The organism is Corynebacterium choanae (assembly GCF_003813965.1).
Classification (GTDB): domain Bacteria; phylum Actinomycetota; class Actinomycetes; order Mycobacteriales; family Mycobacteriaceae; genus Corynebacterium; species Corynebacterium choanae.
Map to the genome: position 1 here is coordinate 1,230,020 of NZ_CP033896.1, position 22,171 is coordinate 1,252,190.

General features: G+C 58.1%; 12 protein-coding genes. 11 read left to right on the forward strand and 1 reads right to left on the reverse strand.

Going from position 1 to position 22,171, the window contains the following annotated elements:
* Positions 1–163: 163 nt before the first annotated feature.
* Positions 164–2,116 carry a mechanosensitive ion channel family protein gene (locus tag CCHOA_RS04430; protein ID WP_123927399.1) on the reverse strand — a complete coding sequence of 651 codons (1,953 nt, stop codon included), beginning with the start codon at positions 2,114–2,116 and terminating at the stop codon, positions 164–166.
* A 1,065-nt stretch (positions 2,117–3,181) separates the two neighbouring features.
* On the opposite strand from CCHOA_RS04430, the gene CCHOA_RS04435 reads away from it, so the two are divergent.
* The 11 genes from CCHOA_RS04435 (at position 3,182) to CCHOA_RS04485 (ending at position 22,082) form a co-directional block, all read left to right on the forward strand.
* Complete coding sequence (locus CCHOA_RS04435; RefSeq protein ID WP_281273284.1) at positions 3,182–5,053, forward strand: acetolactate synthase large subunit; 1,872 nt, start codon at positions 3,182–3,184, stop codon at positions 5,051–5,053.
* A 13-nt stretch (positions 5,054–5,066) separates the two neighbouring features.
* Positions 5,067–5,609 (forward strand): acetolactate synthase small subunit, encoded by a 543-nt coding sequence (gene ilvN, locus CCHOA_RS04440; protein ID WP_123927406.1) that lies wholly within the window; start codon positions 5,067–5,069, stop codon positions 5,607–5,609.
* A 570-nt stretch (positions 5,610–6,179) separates the two neighbouring features.
* Complete coding sequence (gene ilvC / locus CCHOA_RS04445; RefSeq protein ID WP_123927409.1) at positions 6,180–7,193, forward strand: ketol-acid reductoisomerase; 1,014 nt, start codon at positions 6,180–6,182, stop codon at positions 7,191–7,193.
* A gap of 707 nt (positions 7,194–7,900) precedes the next feature.
* A complete protein-coding gene (locus tag CCHOA_RS04450; RefSeq protein WP_377740092.1) occupies positions 7,901–8,884 on the forward strand; it encodes a cation diffusion facilitator family transporter in 984 nt (327 codons plus the stop codon).
* 90 nt (positions 8,885–8,974) lie between these two features.
* A complete protein-coding gene (locus CCHOA_RS04455) occupies positions 8,975–10,915 on the forward strand; it encodes a GmrSD restriction endonuclease domain-containing protein (RefSeq protein WP_123927415.1) in 1,941 nt (646 codons plus the stop codon).
* Between the two features lie 644 nt (positions 10,916–11,559).
* Positions 11,560–13,395, forward strand: a complete 1,836-nt coding sequence (locus CCHOA_RS04460; RefSeq protein ID WP_123927418.1) for an MBL fold metallo-hydrolase — start codon at positions 11,560–11,562, stop codon at positions 13,393–13,395.
* Between the two features lie 371 nt (positions 13,396–13,766).
* Positions 13,767–15,359: a phosphoglycerate dehydrogenase gene (gene serA, locus CCHOA_RS04465; protein ID WP_123927421.1), complete on the forward strand. Its 1,593-nt coding sequence runs from the start codon at positions 13,767–13,769 to the stop codon at positions 15,357–15,359.
* 291 nt (positions 15,360–15,650) lie between these two features.
* Positions 15,651–17,342, forward strand: a complete 1,692-nt coding sequence (locus tag CCHOA_RS04470) for a hypothetical protein (protein ID WP_123927424.1) — start codon at positions 15,651–15,653, stop codon at positions 17,340–17,342.
* A 327-nt stretch (positions 17,343–17,669) separates the two neighbouring features.
* Positions 17,670–18,617, forward strand: coding sequence for a type III secretion system chaperone family protein (locus CCHOA_RS04475; RefSeq protein WP_123927427.1), 948 nt, complete (start codon positions 17,670–17,672; stop codon positions 18,615–18,617).
* A gap of 68 nt (positions 18,618–18,685) precedes the next feature.
* Entirely contained in the window at positions 18,686–19,705 is a 1,020-nt protein-coding gene (locus CCHOA_RS04480) for a 3-isopropylmalate dehydrogenase (RefSeq protein WP_123927430.1), read from the forward strand.
* Between the two features lie 511 nt (positions 19,706–20,216).
* A complete protein-coding gene (locus tag CCHOA_RS04485) occupies positions 20,217–22,082 on the forward strand; it encodes a DUF294 nucleotidyltransferase-like domain-containing protein (RefSeq protein ID WP_123927433.1) in 1,866 nt (621 codons plus the stop codon).
* Positions 22,083–22,171: the final 89 nt, after the last annotated feature.

Below are 22,171 nucleotides of genomic sequence, written 5' to 3' on the forward strand. Positions count from 1 at the left end.
CCCGACAGGTAAACGCCTGGCCGACTACTGGGGCAGCAAAGAGGCGTTGTCCCAGCTGTGCGCAACAGTGGGGCCAAACCACCCAACCCCGGCCACAACACACAGGTGCTGGGGCCGGGGTTGTGCATGATACCTTCGGTGATGTGCGCCACTATGCAGTGGGCTACTCGGCGGCGTTGTCCGACTGGGGTGCTGCCGCCTCTGGTGGCGCAGACTCTGCTGCGGGGGCAACAGGTGCACCGTCGTCCACGGTGGTTGTGCCAGTATCACTGCCACTTGTTGTCCCAGTATCAGTGGATGGTTCCTCCGGGGTCGCCGGTTGCGCCGAGGTAGTGCTGCTGGTTGTACTTGCCGCCTCGCCGGGTTGGGGCTGATTTGCCTCTGCCGGATTATCTCCAGCGGCGGGATTATTCGGGTCGCGGGTGGAAGATCCCTGCGTGTCTTTTTCGCCGTCGCCAGCGTTTGCTCCGTCTGTTGCAGGGGTAGTGCTTGCAGTTGACGAGACACTCGACCCATCAGCAGGTTCTGATTCTTGCCCATCTTGCCCAGATACTGGTGCTGGTTGGCTTGTGGTGGTGCGCTGCGGCTGATAGGCAGCCGGCGGTGGTGCAAGCACACCACGCACCTCCTCATTTTCCGACTGATAGGTCAATCCGTCGAGCAGCAGCAAACCAATCAACATCGCCACCAGCACCGTCGTGGAGTTCCGGACTCGGCCACCCAGCGACAACAACCCAGTACCGGCCTGTTTCTTTTTTCCACCGATGGAAAGCCACGTCGTCTCCCCAACATCTTCCGGGGTGCCATCAGGGTTGAACCGTTCTGGTCGAATCAGCGCAATTCCGGCACCCGGACCCATATCGGGTGGGGTGTCGCGGGGTTTGCGTGACCCGCCGCCCGGGCCCATCGGTGATTTATCAGGGGAATGTTTGCCCGCTGCCGCTTTCAACGCCGCCCGGGCGGAACGCACCCGATGGCGGGGAATATGTGACGCCCCGTGCAGTTCATCACGACCAGCGGCGTCACGCTGTGCACCATCTGCTGTCGACGAGACCTGGTCGGTCATAGCACTTCCAGCAGCCAGGGTGTCTTCCTCTGCTGCAGTGAGGCGGTGATGTGCACCAGTCATCCCGTGGCGCAGCACGGTGGTCTGCGGATCAGTGCTAGAGGCTGGTGCTACTGGTGTCTCACCATTGGTACCGAATACCCCCGGCAGTGAGGCGATCGGTTCTGGGGCTTCCTCCAGCGTGGGACGGATAAGCCCTTCGGCGGTAGTAGCTGAACCATAGTCCGCCCAAAACTCGTCCACCACATAGGTGCGAATAGTTCGCTCAACTGCCCACTGGCACAGCGGATAGGTGCGCACCAAAAAACGCATATTGACCATCCATGGCTGGCCGACAGCCGTAGGCTGGGTGAGTCCCAACGGTGGATGCACTTCCAATTCGCCGGTGATGTCCTCAGCAATGACCGGATCGGCGAGCGCCCGCTTGCCGGCGGCAACACAACGCTCCACCACCTCAGCCATCGACTCTGATCCGAGCAGTGGAACAGGGATTACCACCACCGCGCGTGCCCAGTTATTGGAATGGTTGATACACACCCGGGCAGTCGAGTTCGGAATAATGACTGTTTCCCCGGCGAGGGTGCGCATATGCACGGCGCGCATCGTAATTTTCATCACGTCGCCTTGCACGTCGATTCCGTTGCCTTGGAAACGAACCCAGTCACCTAAACCGAATTGGCGCTCGGTGAGGATGAAAAAACCAGCGAGGAAGTCCGCGATGATTGACTGGGCGCCGAAACCTAACGCTGCTGAAAGTACAGTGGCTGGGATCGCAATACCGGTGGTGGAAAATCCGAGGATCTGCAACGCCAAAATGAGCAGAAACACATAGATGATGATCTGCGCGAGATACACAGCGGTACCGACGAGCGCAAGATGGCTCTTGGCTTCGTTCGAGCGAAAATCAATAAGACGGTTTTCAATGAGACGGATCGCAAACCGGCCGATGCGTGGCACCAGCAGTGCGATGATCACCACGATGGCCAGTGGAATGCCGGTATCGGCCGCCCACCGCCACAGATTGTCGAGCAAATATCCAACAGGAGGCATGGCCACTAGGGTAACAAACTCAAAAAAGCTGCCCCGGCCGCCAAAATACATCCTTAAGCAGAAGGTAAGAACGAGAGGTTATCCTCGCTGTGCATCGGAGCGAGGGGCACCCAAGCCACCGGTATGCCGGAGGGGAGCAAGGCGCGGTGAGCGCCCTGTTGCACACCAACAATGGGCACAGCACAACCGGTGTGGGTAGAAGGGAGTCTCACACACTCTGCGGGGCTGATCTGCTGGAAAGAGGGAGATGCGCTGTTTTGGCAGGTGATCTTGTTAGCCGCTGTGAGCTGCTGAGCAGTATGACTGTTCGGCGGAACACCGGCAACAATGACCAGGGGTGCTAGTAGTGCAACCTGATGCCCGCCCGCCACGACGAGCGTGGTGTTGCCGGTGGCAACGCCTGGTGAAAGGTGGGAATGGGTCTTGTCGGGAAGTGCAACAGTGGGCAACCGGTGCCGGTTGTGAACCTCAACCCAACATTGCCACCCCTGTAAGGGGGTATTTTCTGTGGCGGTGAGCAACTGGTAGACTCGGCAAATTTTCAGCCATACTTGCAGTTCACCATGGCATCCCCACAGCAACTGCACACCACTGTGCTGACAGCAACGGATACGGAATGATCCGCCATGGCCAATACGGACGTGTACGCTACTCACCTATGACAAACCTTCAGCTAGTCGTAGTGATTATGTGCCGGCGTTAGCCGCGACACAGCTAGCTGTCGTCACGACTTTCGCCCTCGTTGCTGCCACGGACAATCCCGGCAAACCGACGAGGGTTTTACTGTATCTGGTGGCACACCCTAGTGAAGCTAGCGTCACGCAACGGCTGATTGATGAGTTTGGAATGTTTTTACTCACACCATCTGTTGATCGCACCGACAACCATGAGCTGTCGGGTGGTACCACGACACTGGTTACTCAGTGTTCGCATCGTAACCTCCCCGGTGCAGCGACCTCTTGGCGAAGGCTGCTTGCTTGCCAGCAACGCCAATTTGGATAGTTATCGGCTGCGATCACAGATAAGTCAACAGCCAAGCGTGACAAGAAGTAGGTGAACAACGTCGTGACAGCGGCATCACAAGGCCAGCCCGCCGAGGCGGGTGCAACAAATCCGAAGCCACAACGAATGACCGGTGCGGCTGCGATCGTAAAAAGTCTCGAACATCTTGGGGTAACCGACGTGTTTGGGCTTCCCGGTGGGGCAGTACTGCCGCTATATGACGCACTCTACGAGTCGACAGCGTTACGCCATGTGCTGGTTCGACACGAACAAGGTGCGGGACACGCCGCCGAAGGCTATGCGCAGGCATCCGGCAAAGTTGGAGTGTGTATTGCCACCTCCGGGCCGGGGGCGACCAATCTCGTCACCCCAATTGCTGACGCCTATCTGGATTCGGTGCCGATGGTCGCAATCACCGGCCAGGTCGGATTTGACCTTCTCGGCACTGACGCGTTTCAGGAAGCCGATATTCGCGGTATCACTATGCCGGTGACAAAACACAACTTTATGGTCACCGACGCCAATGATATTCCGCAGATCATGACTGAAGCCTTCCATCTTGCGTCCACCGGACGGCCAGGGCCGGTGCTGGTGGATATTCCGAAAAACGTGCAAAACCAGATGGTGGACTTCCATTGGGATCCGGTCATTGACCTGCCCGGTTATCGGCCAACATTGACGCCTCATCGGCGGCAAATTGAAGAAGCCGTTGCCTGGATCGCGAAGTCTCACCGACCAGTGCTATATGTCGGCGGTGGGGTGATTAAGGCTGAAGCGCATGAGGCGCTGCGGGCATTCGCGGAATATACCGGCATTCCTGTGATCACCACCCTGATGGCGTTGGGATCCTTCCCCGACACACATCCGCAACACATGGGTATGCCCGGAATGCATGGCACTGTGGCTGCTAATGGGGCTATGCAAAAATCGGATCTGCTCATTGCCATTGGTGCCCGATTCGACGACCGGGTCACTGGGGATCTGGATGCCTTCGCGCCCGATGCCGCTGTGATTCACGCTGATATTGATCCTGCCGAGATCTCAAAAATTCGATTTGCTGACGTGCCGATCGTCGGTGATGCCAACCAAGTGCTGCAGGCACTGCTGGCCGCATATCAAACAAGTGACTGTGACAAGCCGGCCATCGAAGAGTGGATGGAATATCTCAACGGATTGAAAACCACCTACAGCCGTGGCTATGACTGGCCAGACGACGGTAAACTCGCGCCGCAATATGTTATCAATACGCTCTCTGAGATCGCCGGCCCGGAAGCGATTTATGTTGCAGGTGTTGGCCAGCATCAAATGTGGTCTGCGCAATTTGTGGACTTTGCCCATCCGCGTACCTGGCTCAACTCTGGTGGGTTGGGCACCATGGGCTATTCGATCCCCGCGGCAATGGGGGCAAAAGCTGGTTGCCCCGACAAGGAAGTGTGGGCAATTGATGGTGATGGTTGCTTCCAAATGACCAACCAAGAGCTGGTCACCGCCTTGGTGGAAGGATTCCCCATCAAAGTTTGTCTTATCAACAACGGGAATCTCGGCATGGTGCGGCAGTGGCAGTCGCTGTTTTATGACGGTCACTATTCCCACACCAAGCTGCGGGAAGAACACCAATACACTCCCGACTTTGTGAAACTTGCCGATGCCTACGGCTGCGCAGCATTCCGGGTCACCAAGAAGGAAGACGTTGCCCCAACAATTGAGCAAGCCCGGCAGATCAATGATCGACCAGTGGTGATCGACTTCATTGTCGGGGAAGACGCGCAAGTCTGGCCAATGGTCGATGCAGGCATGTCGAATAGTCAAGTACAGTATGCGCGCGGTTTGCGACCACTATTCGACGATGATTCGGCAGCCACCAGCTTCGCCGACCTTGACGAAGCCACCCAAGGCGACCCACAACACGCCCAATTCAAGCAGTCCGGAAAGTAAACAGGGGGCACAAATGAGTACTGAACACACGATTCACCGACACACCCTGTCCGTGCTGGTTCAAGACAGCGAAGGCGTGATCTCACGCATCTCGCAGCTGTTTACCTCGCGTGGATTTTCTATCGAGTCGATCATCTCGGCTGCGACCGCCACAGAGGGGATCAACCGTATTACGGTCGTTGCTGTGTGTGACGATCATGTTATTGAGCAGATCGTCAAACAGCTCAATAAGAAAATTCCGGTGCTGAGGGTAGTTCGGCTAGAAGATGAGCAAACTATTGCGCGTGCGCTCATGCTGGTGAAGGTGAAAGCCGATGCGACCACCCGTCCACAAATTGTCGATTCGGCGGCGATCTTCCGTGCCCGGGTGATTGATGTTGCCCCGGAATCGATGGTGATTGAGGCCACCGGTGGTCACTCGAAACTCCGCGCATTATTGGATGTCTTGGAGCCATTCGGAGTGCTGGAGGTGCTGGAATCAGGCCAGATGGCTTTGACTCGTGGACCGAAAACGTTGACCTTTAACGGGGCCACGAAACGCCGTATCAACAGCTAGTCTTTTTCGACTCGATGGTTTGCACGTTAGCCGTGTCTGATGATTCGTCTCAGACACGGCTAACGTGTATCTCCACCAATGTGCGGCATCGTCAGTGGCTCCTTTATTCAGGAGCGTCCGGGAATCTTGCTCAATGTCCTGGTTGGTGCATCGCGTGCCTCATGGGTGTGCGCAAATATCAGGCCACGTCTCGCCAGGTTTTCCGCTGCATGCAGCCGATTGCAACAAGCGCGAAAAAAGATGGTGTCATAGGGAAATATTGGTCAGTTGCGCCCCGGATGGGGCTATCGTTTCCCCAATCACTTCCCATATTGTGGTACAAGTAGTATCGTTATGTGAGACAACTTAATGAATAGTGGCAAATCAACTGGCGCGATCTGCTTTACTGCAACACAGCAGGAAATGACTTGCAGCGGCTACCTCAAGTCCAACAGTGCCCGCGACACTATTCCATCACGGTGGAAATCACAGGCTGCGGCACTGCCGGTGAGGGTAAGCGCCGCTGATCGGCTGCAATTCGCAAGACAAAGTTGCAACAATCGAGTTTTTACACGCAAGGAGAACATCCCTATGGCAATTGAAGTGCTATACGACAACGACGCAGATCTGTCGATTATTCAAGGGCGCAAAGTGGCCATCATTGGTTACGGCTCCCAGGGGCACGCTCATGCCCAGTGTCTGCGGGATTCTGGGGTGGAAGTTGTTGTCGGCCTGCGGGAAGGCTCCAAGTCGGCTGAAAAGGCCACCGAAGCAGGCTTTACCGTCAAATCCAATGCTGATGCGGCTGCATGGGCAGACCTCATTATGTTGCTTGCTCCAGATACTTCGCAGAAGCAGATCTTCGAAGAAGATATTGCTCCGCATCTGCAGGCAGGCGACGCGATCTTCTTCGGGCATGGCCTGAACATTCACTTTGATCTCATCAAGCCAGATCCGTCAATCGTGGTTGGCATGGTCGCGCCGAAGGGGCCAGGTCACCTGGTGCGTCGGCAGTTTGTTGACGGCAAGGGTGTGCCTTGCCTCATCGCCGTCGACCAAGACCCGGAAGGCAACGGTCGGGATCTGGCGCTGTCCTATGCGGCTGCAATTGGTGGTGCCCGTGCCGGCGTGATTCCCACCACCTTCAAAGAAGAGGTGGAAACTGACCTGTTCGGCGAACAGGTGGTGCTCTGTGGTGGCTTGGAAACCCTGATGATGCAGGGCTTCGAAGTGCTTACCGAAGCCGGTTACGCCCCAGAGATGGCCTACTTTGAGGTGCTCCACGAGATGAAGCTCATCGTCGACCTGATCTGGGAAGGCGGACTGCAAAATATGAACTACTCAATCTCTGACACCGCAGAGTTTGGTGGCTATATTGCAGGTCCTCGCATTATCGATGCGGACACGAAAAAGCGGATGCAAGAAGTGCTGGCGGATATTCAAGACGGCACCTTTGTTAAGCGTCTCATCGCCAATGTTGAAGGTGGCAACAAGGAACTGGAAAGCCTGCGAGCAAATGTGGCCGCGCATCCGATTGAAGAAACCGGTGCGAAGCTGCGTGACCTCATGAGCTGGGTGAAAAACCCGTTGAATGAAACCGCCTAGTGGCGAGCTTTAGTTGCCACTGCGGCTCCTGATGTGCAGTGGCTAAAATACGGACACCGCGAAGCGGGAACGGTGAGCCGTAGCGCTTCGCTTGCGGTGGAGCAAACAGCAGTCATGCTGTCTTTGATTGTGGAGGATTCCTACTGTGTGTTTCCGTCACAAAAGGAGACGGGTGTGGCTGCTGTTTTGTTGTGGCGCAGTGCGGTGAAGGGGCTGGTGGGCAGTCGTTTGACCAGGTGGCGTTGCTGGGGTGGGTTACAAGAGCGTTGCGTGAAACGGTGCTGTGGGAAGGCTAAGGGATAGGGCTGCGGGGGTGGTCACCCCACACTCGTTTTCATTAAGTTTTCAATAAGTGCAATGTGGGGTACAGTCCCTGATACCGGCGGCTGTGTTTCCCGGCCGTTTCCGAACTCATCGCTGGCACATAGACTGTAGCGAACAATCTGCGACCTGCATTCGCCCGTGCTGGTGTGCGATCGCTGCTCGAGTGGGGCAACAGTCCCGCATCGGTGGATCTGTGGCGTGCAGCCTCGGCAACACCGAGGCATCTCACGCGAATGATGCAGCACGCGCTTACCACTGCGCTCTGGGAAGGATCCGCTGGAGAATGCTAGCCCGCCGTGGCGGGGGAGCGCGTCGGCAACGAATACCCTTGGGAGGTCAACATGGCAGGCTGTGAACACACCGCTTCAGGAGCAACGGTGCCTATCCCTGCAGGATCCACCTCCGGGCAGCACCGTCACGCTGTAGCCGACAGCGGCCGGTCGGCGAACCACGCTGGGCATCGCCACGAGCAAGGGCATGGGCACAGCCACCAACCCACGACACTGCGCAGCCTCCTGGTGGTGCTTGGGGTCACCAGTGTGGTGTTTGTCGGTGAAATCATTGCTGGAATTTTCTCTGGATCACTGGCGCTGCTCGCCGACGCTGCCCATATGCTCTTCGATTCTGCGGGGCTGATTTTGGCGCTGTGCGCCATGTTCATCGGGCGCAAACACCCCTCCGGGCAGGCAACCTTCGGCTATCGGCGTGTCGAAGTGCTTGCAGCAGCACTCAACGCGGCAGCAGTCTTTGTCGTCACCATTTGGATTGCCATGAGTGCGATTGCCCGCATCGGCAGTCAGCCTGAAATTGAAACCGGCTGGATGCTGATTGTGGCCATCATCGGACTGGTGGCAAATGTGACCTCTGCACTGGTACTTGTTCGACGCCAACACGAATCGTTGAATCTGCGCGGCGCCTATCTGCATGTACTCTCCGACGCGGTCGGATCTGTAGCTGTCATCATTGCCGGTGTCATAATCCGCACCACCGGATGGATGTATGCCGACACTATTGCCAGCGTCATTATCGCGCTGCTGATTATTCCTCGATCCTGGCAGCTGCTGACCCAATCAGTTGGGGTGCTTCTAGAACAAGCTCCCAAACACAGCGACCCGGAAGCAGTTCGGGCAGCCCTGGCAGCTATCCCTGGGGTGACAGCCGTCCATGATCTGCACATCTGGTCAACTGACGGCACTAACAGTATTGTCACCGCCCACCTGGTGGTCGATACTGCAGCAGCATCGAATGCCCGCTGCACTGTACTTGACCAAGCCCACGATGTGGTGTGTGCCATGGGGGCAGGACACACCACCTTCCAGCTGGAGCCTGCCGGTCACGTCAGCCACGAGTTCGAGATTCACCGCTAACCCCTTTTCAGCGGCGTTGTGGGATATCCCACCGCCAATTTCCCTCCCTGGTGCTGCCAGATTCCATCGGCCAGCTACTAGGGTGGTGGTATGGCTTTTACCACTCCTAGTTATGACCTTATCGATCTGTTTTCCCGGGTCGACCGGGGAGACCTGCAGCTGCCAGATTTCCAGCGGGACTATTCCTGGGATATTGATCGAATCCGTGGACTGCTCATCAGCTGCCTGCGGGGCTATCCGATCGGCTCCTTTATGGCATTGGATGTGCGCAACGAGCCTTCCCGCTTTGCGTACCGGGTGGTGCAAGGCGCACCCGACCAAGGTGTTGATCCGGGGCTGCTGCTACTCGACGGGCAGCAGCGGCTCACCACGCTCTACCATTCGCTGCACGGCGACGGGGTGGTTGACACCGTAGATTTTCGCAATAAGAACATTCAGCGGAAGTTTTATGTCGACGTCGATCGGGCAGTGTCCCGCACGATTTTGCCTGACGATGCGATTTTTGCCGTCGATGAACAAGGACAGGTTCGTTCCCACTATGGGCCGGTTATTGAGGGCGGTATTACCGATCGCAACAGTGCTATTGCCCACGGGGTGATTCCACTCTCGGAACTGCTCAGCGACGACGGCACCGACATGCTCTTTGATATCGCTGAACAGCGCGATGAACGCGCCCTTGACCGAATCAAGCAATTCCACAATCAGGTGCTCAAGCCGTTGGTGCGCTACCAGATTCCAATGATCCGCCTGGATCGTGAAACCTCCCGGGGTGGGGTGGGCTCTATTTTTGCGCAAGCCAATTCCGCCGGGCTGCAGATGGATATTTTCGATCTGCTCACCGCCGTGTTTGCCGCCGAAGATGAACAATTCCATCTCGCGGCAGTGTGGGAGGAGATCGCGGCCGAACTTGCCGAGTATCCGGTACTGCGGGATGTCACCCGGGTGGATTATCTCACTGCGTTGACGATGTATCTTACGGCGAAAAGCCGGGGTTGGGCCTCTGGTGCGCGGGAAGATATTTTGCGTATTGATTTGCAGCAGTTCCTGGCAGCCCGCCCAGTGGTCACTGCCGGGTTTGTGCAAGCCGCAGAGTTTTTAGCGAAGCGTTGCATGTACACCGCAGACATGGTGCCCTACACTTCGCAGATCATTCCGCTGGCAGTGATTTTGGCGCTGCTTGAGCAACGTGATCCGCATCTGCTAGATAAACAAGGTCCACAAGACCGGCTGAATCGCTGGTTCTGGTCAGGGGTGTTCGGTGAACTCTACGGTTCAGCGGCAGTGATTTCTCGTGCCGGCCGGGATGTTACTGAGGTCACCGAATGGATTCAGGATGCGGCAGCTATCGAAGATGCCCTAGCAGCGCAGTCGCAAACCACACGGGCAGCAAGAAACACGTCGGCAGCTGACGGTGACACCGATACAGCAGCTGATGCTGATCCGCGGACGGCAATCGCATTGGGCTCCGAGACTGATCGGGTGCCGGCCCCGGCATCGGTGCGCAGTGCCACTTTTGTGGAGTCACGGCTGCTGTCAGTGAAAGCCGACTCGGCAGTATTTAAGGGGATCTTTGCGCTGATCATGGGACGTGGCGCGAAAGAGTGGCGATACAACGAGGCGATCAACGCCCGCAATTTCCACACCATGGAAATTGGGTTCCAACATATTTTCCCCACCGCATACTGTTTCAACCATGGCATCGACGAGGTGCTGTCCACCTCGGTGTTAAACCGCACCCCAATGTCAGCGAAAACCGACACCCTCATCGGGGAGACCGCGCCGCAGCGTTATCTGCCGCGGCTGCAAGGCAAATCACTACTCGATGACGCAGAGTTCGACGAGGTGCTCTCCGGGCATCTGCTCGATCCGAAGCTGCTGTTTGCCCAAGATGCTCAAGCATTCTTCATTGATCGTCGCAAACGACTGCTAAAAATGGTGCAGGAAGCCATGGGTCGTGAAGCGATTCGCGACGTCGACGAGCAAGATCTCACCGGCGGTGAGGAAGGTCCGAGCGCGTTTCGCACCCGCTAGGTGCAATACCGCTGCTGGCCGCAGATAGTGGACGTAAAAGCCGATGGAGCCACTGGCAGTGCCGCTATTTTGTCTTCGTCGGCTTCCCAATAGTGGCTTTCGGTGGAAACCAGGCCGCAGTGCACCTTTGCTGGCAACTGGTGCACAGCGGCCTGGTTTTGCGCACGCGGGAGGGGGGTTTCGCGGCGCTTCTCACCTGTGACTGATAACGCCTGCGCAACGCTTTGCTGTGCTGTTCTTTGCACCGGGCAGCGCTGGTGACAAGCATGACAGCTGCCACCCACTCCCAGGCCGCGGTCTGGCCGCACAGGCGAAGATCCACCGGTTGGCCGACTCGTTGGTGTGGCAGGCGACGTCCATCGTTGCATCGCTATCTGCCCGACTTGGCTCGTGAAGTAACCGTGCGGCTACGGCTGCGGTGGGGAAGTGTTGATAGATGTGGGAGGTGTCGGCTACCCTCATCAACCGACATGCCAGCAGCATAAGCATCGATGACGACTGCGCAAATCCCGGCAACAGCCAACCCTTGCAGGGGCATGCTTTGCAGGTCAGCCGGGTGATTGGCGCTCCGATAAAGCCGCGAAGCCTGTATGTTGCTGCTGGTCAATAGCCTGTAATCATTGTCAAGTGAAAGACTGCTGCTTGTGACTTTCGTATCAACCAACTGCCGACATCGCTGGGGACGGCAGCTCACCGTTGCCGCAGTGGCATCGCTGCTGCTTGCCGGGTGTGCAACCACCGAAGAGGAGTCAACACGCGCACAATCGTCGACGACTAGCACCGAGACCAGCCAAGCAGCATCGCCACGGGAGGCCGCGAAAGCTGCCAACCGGGCAATAAAAGCAGCACCTCGGTTTCAGCCCACCCCGGAGGTACTTCCCGACAGGGACTATTCCGGAATTGATGCGTCAGCAGCACTGTTCGAAACATCAGAGACGGTGATTATTAGCGGCCCGAGTGTCCCTGAACAGTTACGTGCCGCCTCCCTGGCAGTTCCTTCCCACGCCCCAATGCTGCGGTTTACCGGTGTCAATGCGGCAGCAATCAACCAAGAAATTGCTCGGCTGAAAGCGAGCACCGTGCTGATTGTGGGCAATGCGCCGGATCCTACCGGCACTGAGCTCACTATTTTGCGGGACACTGGAACCTTTAAAGCTGTCGGCGAGCTTACCGCGTTAGAATTCCACCGCCACGAAGTGGGCACCCTCGAGCAGGCGGTACGGGCGGTAGCCGCCTTAGACCCAGCTGATCCGCAGCTGCTGCAGGCAGGTTTCGCAGCCATGCCAGTATTTACCAATCAGCCTGGTGTGGAATCGCAAGTCGATGCGGCCGTGTCCCCGCAGGGACGGGCAGCTATCACCGGAAATAATGGGTCAGCACCGGCGCGGGCGAACGATACTGTCGATTTCTCCGAGGTCACATTGGATGCGTTCCCAGCCCAGTCGGCAACCGACGGTGGGGTAGCGCCGGTGATTGTCGCATCCCCCGCCAGTGGGATTCCTGCGCTGGCAACCATTCGCGCCTATGGTGCGGATATTCGAATGATGGATTATCACGATCCGCGGATCAACGAAGCAACCCTGCTGCAAGTCATCGGTTTACAAGAAGCCCCAGTGCTGGCAGTCGGGCAACAGTTCGGAACAGGGCAGTCTTTTGCGCAAAGCATCGATTTAGCGGAAGCAACCGACTACAGTCTGCCCGGTGGGCGGGCACTGGTGCTGCCCGGGCAGCGGATGATCGCCTATTATGGGCATCCCTCCGGGCCTGCCCTGGGGGTGATGGGAGAATATCCACCGGCGGAAGCAGTCGCCCATTTGCAGGAGCTCACCGCACAATATCAGCCGTTTTCTGCGGAGCCGGTGGTGCCAGCATTTGAAATTATTGCCACTGTTGCTTCCGCCGGTCCTGGCGACGGGGACTACTCTAATGAAACCGATCCAGCAGAGCTCATCCCATATATTGATGCGATCACGGCCGCTGGTGGATATGCGGTACTCGACCTGCAGCCAGGTCGGGCAAGCCTTCTGGAGCAGGCGAAACGCTACGAGTCGTTGCTGCTGCGCCCAAATGTTTCCCTTGCTCTTGACCCGGAATGGAAACTTGGACCAGACGAGGTGCCGCTGACCCAAGTGGGGCACGTTGATGCTGCCGAGATCAACGACGTATCCCAGTGGCTTGCACAATTGACCCGGGAACATCATTTGCCGCAGAAAATGCTGGTGTTGCATCAGTTCCAATTGCAGATGATTCGCAATCGGGAACAGCTCGACTTGGATCATCCCGAGCTAGCATTTGTGTTGCATGCCGATGGGCATGGGGTGCCGGCCGAAAAGTTCGCCACCTTTGATGCGCTGCTTACTGATCTTGATCCGCGAATCTTTATTGCGTGGAAGAACTTTATTGACGAAGACACCCCGACGTTCACCCCGCAAGAAACCTTCGCAATCGAGCCGAAGCCGTATTTTGTCAGCTACCAATAAGGTCATCGCAACAAGGACAACCGGGAGGCGTTTGCGGCGTTGCTGCATCCTGCGGCAGGGGATGCACGCGAGGGTTGAGTGCCAGCAGCGACCCGGTGGCGTGGTCTAGCTTATGGTTTGTGCAGGATGTGGGTTGTCCCACAGTGGTGCTGTGTTTGCTTAATGCTGCTTTAGACTCTGTAAATAAGTCTGATTATTCGCCGAGTTCTAAGAAGCATCACCTACCACTCGGGAAGGTGCTGCGGATCAAGCTTGCGACTTGGGCTTTGATACATGATGCTGTTTGGGTGTCGCCTGGGAGAAGCGTGGAACGCTCAGCAGGGGCATCCGGCAGCTGACACGACACACGCTGAAGCGAAACGGAGAGCTACGTGAGCCCACAAGGCCGCCCGGTTGTACTGATTGCCGATAAATTGTCCCAGTCCACTGTTGATGCACTTGGCGATGCTGTTGAGGTTCGCTGGGTGGACGGTCCTGACCGTCCTGCCCTGCTAGCTGCCGTAGCAGAAGCTGATGCGCTGCTGGTGCGTTCTGCTACCACGGTTGATGCTGAGGTGCTCGCACATGCCCCGCAGCTGAAAATTGTTGGCCGTGCCGGTGTTGGGTTGGACAATGTTGATATTGCTGCCGCCACCGCCCAAGGGGTGATGGTGGTCAACGCCCCCACGTCAAATATTCACTCGGCATGTGAACATGCCATCGCGTTGCTGCTGTCAACTGCCCGCCAAATTGCTGCAGCTGATGCCTCACTAAAAGGTGGCCAGTGGAAGCGGTCTTCATTTAGCGGTGTCGAGATTTTCGGCAAAACTGTCGGCGTGGTCGGTTTTGGCCACATCGGTCAGCTGTTTGCCCAACGGTTGCAGGCTTTCGGTACGACGGTGATCGCCTATGATCCGTATGCGAATCCGGCACGTGCTGCCTCGATGGGGGTTGAGCTGGTAGAGCTTGACGAGTTGATGGCTCGGGCTGATTTCGTCACCATTCACCTGCCGAAAACCAAAGAAACCGCAGGCATGTTTGATGCGGAGTTGCTGGCAAAAGCTAAACCCGGTCAGATCATTATCAACGCAGCCCGAGGCGGGTTGGTAGATGAGCAGGCGCTTCATGATGCCATTGTGTCCGGGCATATTCGCGGTGCCGGGTTTGACGTGTTCGCTACCGAGCCGTGCACAGATTCGCCATTGTTTGCACTGGATGCGGTCACCGTCACTCCACACTTGGGAGCATCGACTGTTGAGGCGCAGGATCGTGCCGGCACCGATGTTGCGGCAAGTGTGCTGGCTTGTCTCAACGGGGAATTTGTGGCCGATGCGGTCAACGTCTCTGGTGGTCGAGTTGGGGAAGAAGTTGCGTTGTGGCTTGATCTGGTGCGCAAACTTGGGTTGGTTGCCGGCCGGTTGCTTTCCAGTGCACCGGATAAGCTGCTTGTGCAAGCCCGCGGGGAGCTTGCTGGGGAACAGGTTGATGCATTAGGGCTGTCTGCGTTGCGTGGCCTGTTCCAAGCCACCTTGGACGAACCAGTGACCTTCGTAAACGCGCCGCGTATCGCGGAGGAACGTGGGGTTGATGTGTCGGTGACGACCGCGCAGGAATCGGTGACTCACCGCAGTGTGGTTGAGGTGAAAGCAGTCGGTGCCGATGGTGCCTCGGCCACTGTGGTTGGTGCACTGACTGGCTTGGAGCGGGTAGAGAAAATCACCCGGATCAATAATCGGGGTCTTGACATGCGTGCCCAAGGCCACAATTTGTTTCTGCATTACACCGATCAGCCGGGGGCGTTGGGTGCGGTGGGTACGCATTTGGGCAATGCCGGGATCAATATTGTTGCAGCAGCACTGTCGCAGGATGCCACCGGTGATGGGGCAACTTTGGTGCTGCGGGTTGATAGCGCCATCCCAGAGGCCACCGTGGACGCGATTACCGCGCAACTCGGTGGCTCGGCAGTGCAGCTTGATCTTGACTAGCGAAAGTTGGTCAATGCTTGGCCGGGCAACTGGTCAATAGCAACAGGCTGCTCAAGGCTTTGCAATAGCGGTGACGGTGACTCTCTAGTCGGCGTCACCGCTATTTTTCCGCTACTGCTTGCGACCGGCTGCCCCAACATGCAGAGTGTCGCTAGGTATGCTTTCGCTTCGCGCCCGGGTTGAAAATCGTTGCTGTGCCGGGAAGGGAAGAGCGGGGTTGTGGTGGATATGACTGTCTGATGTGCGTGTCGCAGCAGATACCTGTTGGGAAGGCCTTGGATAATACAACGTATGGATATCCAGGGGCGTGCCCATCAGGTGCCGGTTGCTCAACTGCCAACTGCGGCACTGCCAGCTGTGCTGCGCCTGGGTGGGGTGCTGTGGATAAGCGTCATGCTGGTCACCCCGTTGCTGCTCGGATATCGGGCAGTGGTGCATCATCACCGTCCGCTGAGTGCCGCTGGTTTACTGCTTGGATGTTGGGTAGTCGCTGCGGTAACCGGTGTGGTTGGCAGTCGACTGCGGTCGGCGACAGTATTGGTGTCCTTAGGTGGCAGTCTGCTGGTGGCGATGATCGCAATCGCGGCAGTTCATGTGGAGGCGAATCTGTGGGGCACCGGATTGTGGTGGCTGGTGGTGGCTGCTGCGACTGGTATGTGCAGCGGGGTGCTGCGGCAGCTTGCCACCGCCTCCCCGGTGACACCGGCACCAGGGGTGTTGCCGCTGTGGGAAGCGGTGATGTGGGCGCTGGGGGCGGTGATTCCGGCGGTGATAGCAGGTGCCACGCTCCTGCCTTTGGGGGTGGTAACCACGATCGTGGTGGTGCTGGAAATATTGTGCGGGGCAGAACTGCTGCTGGTATTTGTCCACTTTTCCGGCCGCACCCAGCTTGATGACCTGGCAAAGACTGCTGCCAGCAGCCATACTGTTGCGAATCCGGGTGGGCAGTCCCCGCTGGCGCCGGGCACTCGCCCCGCCGGCACGGTGCAGTCGTATCGCGCAGGAACTACACAACCACCCTCGACAGGCGCAACACCTGGCCGCATCCGGGTATCCCGGCTGTCGGCTCGTCGATCCGCCAAGCGGGGATCCGATACGCCCCCTGCTTCGTCGCTTTCGGCAGCCGGTCGGGACTGGCACAGCAGGCCGTTTGTCACACAGCGAGCTTCCGCCGCAGCTCCCCACAGTCGGGATGAGGCTGCTCGCAGGCACATGGGCAAAACAGCACCGACAAGCAGCCTGCAGCGCACTGTGCAACACTTGCCCGCCAATATTCGGTGGTTCGTCATCGGCTACGGGCTGCTTGCGGTGGCCAATATTGCAGCCCTTGGAGTCACCCCGATCGCGGTGTTTGCGACCGCTGATACGTTTGCAGCAGTCGCTGCCCGCGGCAGCCTATTGGGAATCGGTGCGTTAGCAGTGGTCATCGTGTGGTGTGTCCTGCGGTTGATCAACGATCCATCCCCAACCGATCCACGCATCGCGGTGACCACCAATCGGCCCCAACCCAGCGCAGTGCCCGCCCACCGGATGCTCGACTTGCTGCTCTATCCGGCAGGAACCCGGCAGCTGCACAAAACCTGGTGGCGGTGGTGGTGTTGCGCCGCCGGCACCGCCGGGGCGGTGCTAGCCGCCGGTGCCCACCAGCCACTGGTGATCCAACAAATCGCTGCCGTCATCGCCGGATCCGGTTGGGCTTTAGTGATCAACGCGCTGCGCTGGTACACCCACCCCCACAGTGCGATACTGCAAACCTGGTACCAGCCGGCCGTCGCAACCGTGCTACCACGGTGGGGTCTACTTGCTGCCGCTATCACTGCGGCTGTGGTTGTTGCCGGTGCACTCGCTGTCACCCACACCCTGCCACTGATGTTTTTCGGTGCCGTCACTGCCGGGCACCTTGTCGCCAGTGCACTGCTGTGGCAGCTCTACCGGCTCAACAATTCGCCCCGGGAACCCGCTGCTGCGGTAACCACCCCTTAGCAGCCCACAATCGGCACGGTGAATCCACCGCCTACATGGCAGCATCTCGACCACTGATCAAGCATTAGATGACTAAGGAAAAACCACTAAAACTCCTGTTGGCGGAGTGATTTGTAATCTGCCTTATCACTCGCGGTACGGTGGAATACACCCCATCCTGCCGGCCGCCCACGACCCCGCCCGCCACACCGCCGGGCGCGCCGGGAACCAAAAACACCACTATGCCGCGCCGCCCAACGGCAATATCGCAACCACCATCCGCTACCACCGGCACATCACCACAGATACTGCTCAACCAATCCCAAACCTTGAAGGACAACACCACTGATGACTCAAGCAGCCCAGCCAACCGACAACCTGGACACACTGCGCACCATCTGCACCGACGCCGGCTTGCAAGTCACCACCGGCGAAGACAACTATCTGCAGGTCACCCTGCGCGACGGGGTCGACTGCCGCATCATCCCCGGGGAGATCATCACCATCCAACGCATCCTCCCCGATGAGTTTCCCGCCGCCGACTATGTGGCCTTAGCCGTGGTGATGAATAACGCCAACGCCAACCTGCACACTCCCCATCTGGCACTGGGCACCGACCAGCGCGAACTCACCACCCTCCTGCGGGACGACCACGGCCGGCTCACCCTCACCGTCAGCTGGCATATCCCCGCCGCGGCAAGCCCCGCCCAACTCTTAGCCACCCTCGACCACATCACCACCCTTCACCCGGCAATCACCCAATTCGCCACCGACGTCACCAACCAACTCGCCACCGACACGGCCGACACCACCACCGCTGTCGCCACCTTCGCTGCAGCCGCGGCCGCCAACCCCATGCCAGCCGCCCATCCCACAACCGACCAACTCCCAGTAACCCGGGAACGCATTTGCACCTGGTTTGCAACCCGCGGCATCACCGACCTGCCATTTGATCCCGCCACCAACACTTTCGCACTTTCCTTCGATGGCACCCCGATCGACATCCATCTCCAACCACACACCTTGGCCATGGTCATCGCCGCCCCCATTCCTGCCACCAGCGAACCCGACCTCACCGCAGTCATGCACACCACTGCCACCGCCACCAGCCAACACCCAGCAACACTGACCGCACTCAACGACCAACAACACGGTTGGCGGCTCCTTGCCAGCATGCAACTCCACCACGGGGGAGTAGCCACCGACACACAACTGACCACCATGCTCCGGCAACTCATCGTGCAACCCGCCGCCCAACTCAAAGCCGCCCTCGCACATCTGCGCGAACACCACTAACCACTCCTGCCAAAGTGCTACACTGCCACCAAAAGCAACTCACAATGTGAGAAGGGAAATATCACATTATGAAACTGGCGGTTATTGGTGGCGACGGCATCGGGCCAGAAGTCACCCACGAAGCACTCCGCGTCCTCACCACCGTCCGCGACGACATCACCGTCACCGACTTCGACCTCGGCGCTGGACGCTACCAACGCACCGGCGAACTGCTCACCGACGACGACATCACCGCGCTCCACGAACACGACGCCATCCTGCTTGGTGCCGTCGGCGCGCCGGGGCAGGTCCCGCCCGGTGTGTTGGAACGTGGCCTACTGTTACGGCTACGTTTCGACTTTGATCATCATGTGAATCTGCGCCCCGTAACGCTCTATCCGGGGGCAACTTCGCCGCTTGCCGACCCAGGGGCGATAGATTTTGTGGTAGTTCGCGAAGGCACCGAAGGGCTCTACTGCGGCAACGGGGGAACTGTGCGGGGTGGCACCGCCCACGAAATTGCCAGCGAAGTAAGTCAAAACACCCGCTTTGGTATCGAACGAGTGGTTCGTGACGCGTTTGCCCGCGCCGCGGCGCGCCGCGGCAAACTCACCCTGGTGCACAAAACTAATGTGCTGGTACACGCCGGTTGTTTGTGGGAGCGCACGGTGGCTGCTGTCGCCCCTGAATTCCCGGATGTTACCTGGGACTATTGTCATATTGATGCGGCCACCATCTATATGGTGACCGATCCGGGACGGTTCGATGTGATCGTCACCGACAATCTCTTCGGTGACATTTTGACCGATCTTGCCGGGGCGATAACCGGGGGCATTGGGCTCGCTGCCTCCGGCAACATTGACACCACCGGCACACATCCGTCAATGTTTGAACCCGTCCACGGCTCAGCACCGGACATTGCCGGTCAAGGGATCGCCGACCCGCGGGCAGCAATTATCTCTGCGGCACTGCTGCTTGAACATCTTGGCGATACGACCAACGCACAACGCATAATCCAAGCAGTAGCCAACGACGTCAGTGCCCATGCCGGGCAACCAGTGCGCACCAGTGACGTCGGCGATCGTATTGTGGCTGCACTTTCTGCTTAACCACCGCATCCGAATCGCAAAAAACTAGAGAAAATCATCGCCTTTGCACTGGGACGTGTTCCCTGCCGCGGCGCCTTTTGCCGAAACTACTCGATCAACCAGTGCTAGGGGGAGAAGCAATGCCCACCTGCCCCAGTGGTGTTTTGATTGAAACCAAAACACCACTGGGGCAGGCGTAGTTTTCCGGTCTTCCCCCCTGTGAGCGGTCGCACACCGCCGCCATCGGTACTCAACAAACGTGTCGAACATGCCACATCCCTCGGCAATGAGCGCATCCAACCAACGACCCCGCCAAGCCAAGACGGTACGACCTGTCCCATCATTTTTGGAAGGTGCAGCCCACTTCAGCGCATGCCACCAATGCATCGTGCTGCCGTGTTCCATTCGCTGCGCCACCGCCCCTGAGTAACCACACCTGTGCGATGTGCAAACGTGGGAATCAGGGGTGATTTGTGGGGGTGTCCTCGACAAACCCTGCACAGTAACGCAGATCACAGGCTAGTGTGTGCCTATGTCTACCGTGGAACTTGAGGAAGTCGCCCGATTCCTTGCCGAACATGAGCCGTTTAGTGACCTACATCCGGCTGCTATTGCCGAACTCACGGCAACGATCACGATTCGTTATGTCCGGCGCGACACCCCGATTGTGGCTGCCGGCGCCAGCAATGACGAACTCTATGTGATTCGGGCGGGGGCAGTGGATATTCGTGCCGCCGACGGTGTGTTGCTTGACCGGCGGGATGCTGGACGAGCCTTCGGGCATTCCACCCTGGGCACCACAGAACCTTCGCTCTATGACATGGTGGCGGTCGAAGACAGTCTGCTGCTGTGCATCCCTGAGACGGTGTTTGTTAGCCTGTGCGCCCAATATCCTGCGATTGGTCAATATTTCGATTCCCAATCCGGGCGGGTCGCTCATGCTGCTCAACAATTACGCGAAACTGCCGCATCAACACTGCTGTCCACCGCACTTGATGAGATTATGGTCACCGACCCGGTAGTCATTGAGCACACAGTCACGATTGCGGATGCCGCTCAACGCATGGTAGAACACCGCATTTCCTGTTTACCAATTGTTAGCGCCACCACGGAAGACACCCTTGCTGGCATTATCACCGACAAGGATCTGCGCCGGGTTGTTGGTGAACGAATCGCCCCGGATAACCCGGTGACTGCGATCATGACCGCGGATGTGCTCACCGCCACCCCAGATACTCCGGCGTTCGCGGCGATGCTCACCATGGCGGAGCGGCATATTCACCATTTGCCAATTGTTGATCGTGGTCGACTCGTCGGCATTGTCGCCACCGGGGATTTGCTGCGGCTGACCCAGCAGGATCCAATGTTTGTCATCGGTGATATTTCGCGGGCAACTGATACGTCTGCGTTAGCAACCAGCTATCACGGGGCGAAAGCGGTGGCCTGTTCCCTGATTGAGCGTTCCGGGAAAGCAAGCGATGTCGCGCACATGATGACTACTGCGACTGACACGCTGACTCGCCGGGCGGTTGCAATCGCAGTGGAGGAACTCGGTGCACCCCCGGTTGATTTTGCTTTTGTCACCGTCGGCTCCCAGGCGCGGCAAGAAATGGGTCTTGCCAGTGATCAAGACAATGCCCTGATTCTGTCCGACAACTTCGACCCTGCTGCTGACGACGCCTATTTTGCAGCGCTCGGTGAACGGGTCACTCGCATGCTTGCTGCTGCCGGTCAGCCGCTGTGTCCAGGAAATATGATGGCCAGTAACCCGCAGTGGCGGCTCACCACCGCCCAGTGGAAACAGCACTTTGCGACTTGGACGACCGATCCACAACCGGATGCGCTGCTTAACGCGCAAATCTTTTTTGATATGCGGCCCATCGCCGGGGTGCCAGCGTTGGCCACTGAGGTGCACGAATTTGCCGTCGATCAGGCAGCCGGTGCCCGGCGTTTCCAGGCGCATCTGGCGGCGTTGGCGACCCGCCGTGAACCACCGCTTGGGGTGTTTCGGGGACTGGTGGTCGACCGTAGTGGCGAATATGCCAACACGCTTGATATTAAAAAAGGCGGTATTGCGGCGGTGGTGCAAATGGCTCGCCTGTACGGGCTGGTCGCCGGCAGCTATGCGATTGGTACGACCGCCCGGCTGGCGGATGCCTCCGAAGCAGGAGTGATTTCGGCGGCGGGGGCACATCAGCTCATTGATGCGTTTGATCTGCTCACCACGTTCGCCCAGCAAGCCCAGGTCACCGCGTTTCGTGCCGAGGAACAGCCGCATTATCATCTCAACCCGAAATTGTTGAGCAAAATGCAACGGGAAACCCTCCGGGATGCATTCGCCTGTATTAAATCGATGCAGCAGGCGCTAGCGAATAAATATCCAGTCCATCAGGTGTAGCCGAGCCCGGCCAGCGAACATCGGCGGGCACCACCGGATTGCAAAAAAACTAGAATGTGCCACCGGTCAGCAGCCGGGTCGCATACCCG

Excerpts from the sequence above, each read along its gene's own strand:
- CCHOA_RS04430 (WP_123927399.1), bottom strand. The coding sequence starts at position 2,116 with ATGCCTCCTGTTGGATATTTGCTCGACAATCTGTGGCGGTGGGCGGCC.
- ilvN (WP_123927406.1), top strand. The coding sequence starts at position 5,067 with ATGAGTACTGAACACACGATTCACCGACACACCCTGTCCGTGCTGGTT.
- ilvC (WP_123927409.1), top strand. The coding sequence starts at position 6,180 with ATGGCAATTGAAGTGCTATACGACAACGACGCAGATCTGTCGATTATT.
- CCHOA_RS04455 (WP_123927415.1), top strand. The coding sequence starts at position 8,975 with ATGGCTTTTACCACTCCTAGTTATGACCTTATCGATCTGTTTTCCCGG.
- CCHOA_RS04470 (WP_123927424.1), top strand. The coding sequence starts at position 15,651 with ATGGATATCCAGGGGCGTGCCCATCAGGTGCCGGTTGCTCAACTGCCA.
- CCHOA_RS04475 (WP_123927427.1), top strand. The coding sequence starts at position 17,670 with ATGACTCAAGCAGCCCAGCCAACCGACAACCTGGACACACTGCGCACC.
- CCHOA_RS04480 (WP_123927430.1), top strand. The coding sequence starts at position 18,686 with ATGAAACTGGCGGTTATTGGTGGCGACGGCATCGGGCCAGAAGTCACC.
- CCHOA_RS04485 (WP_123927433.1), top strand. The coding sequence starts at position 20,217 with ATGTCTACCGTGGAACTTGAGGAAGTCGCCCGATTCCTTGCCGAACAT.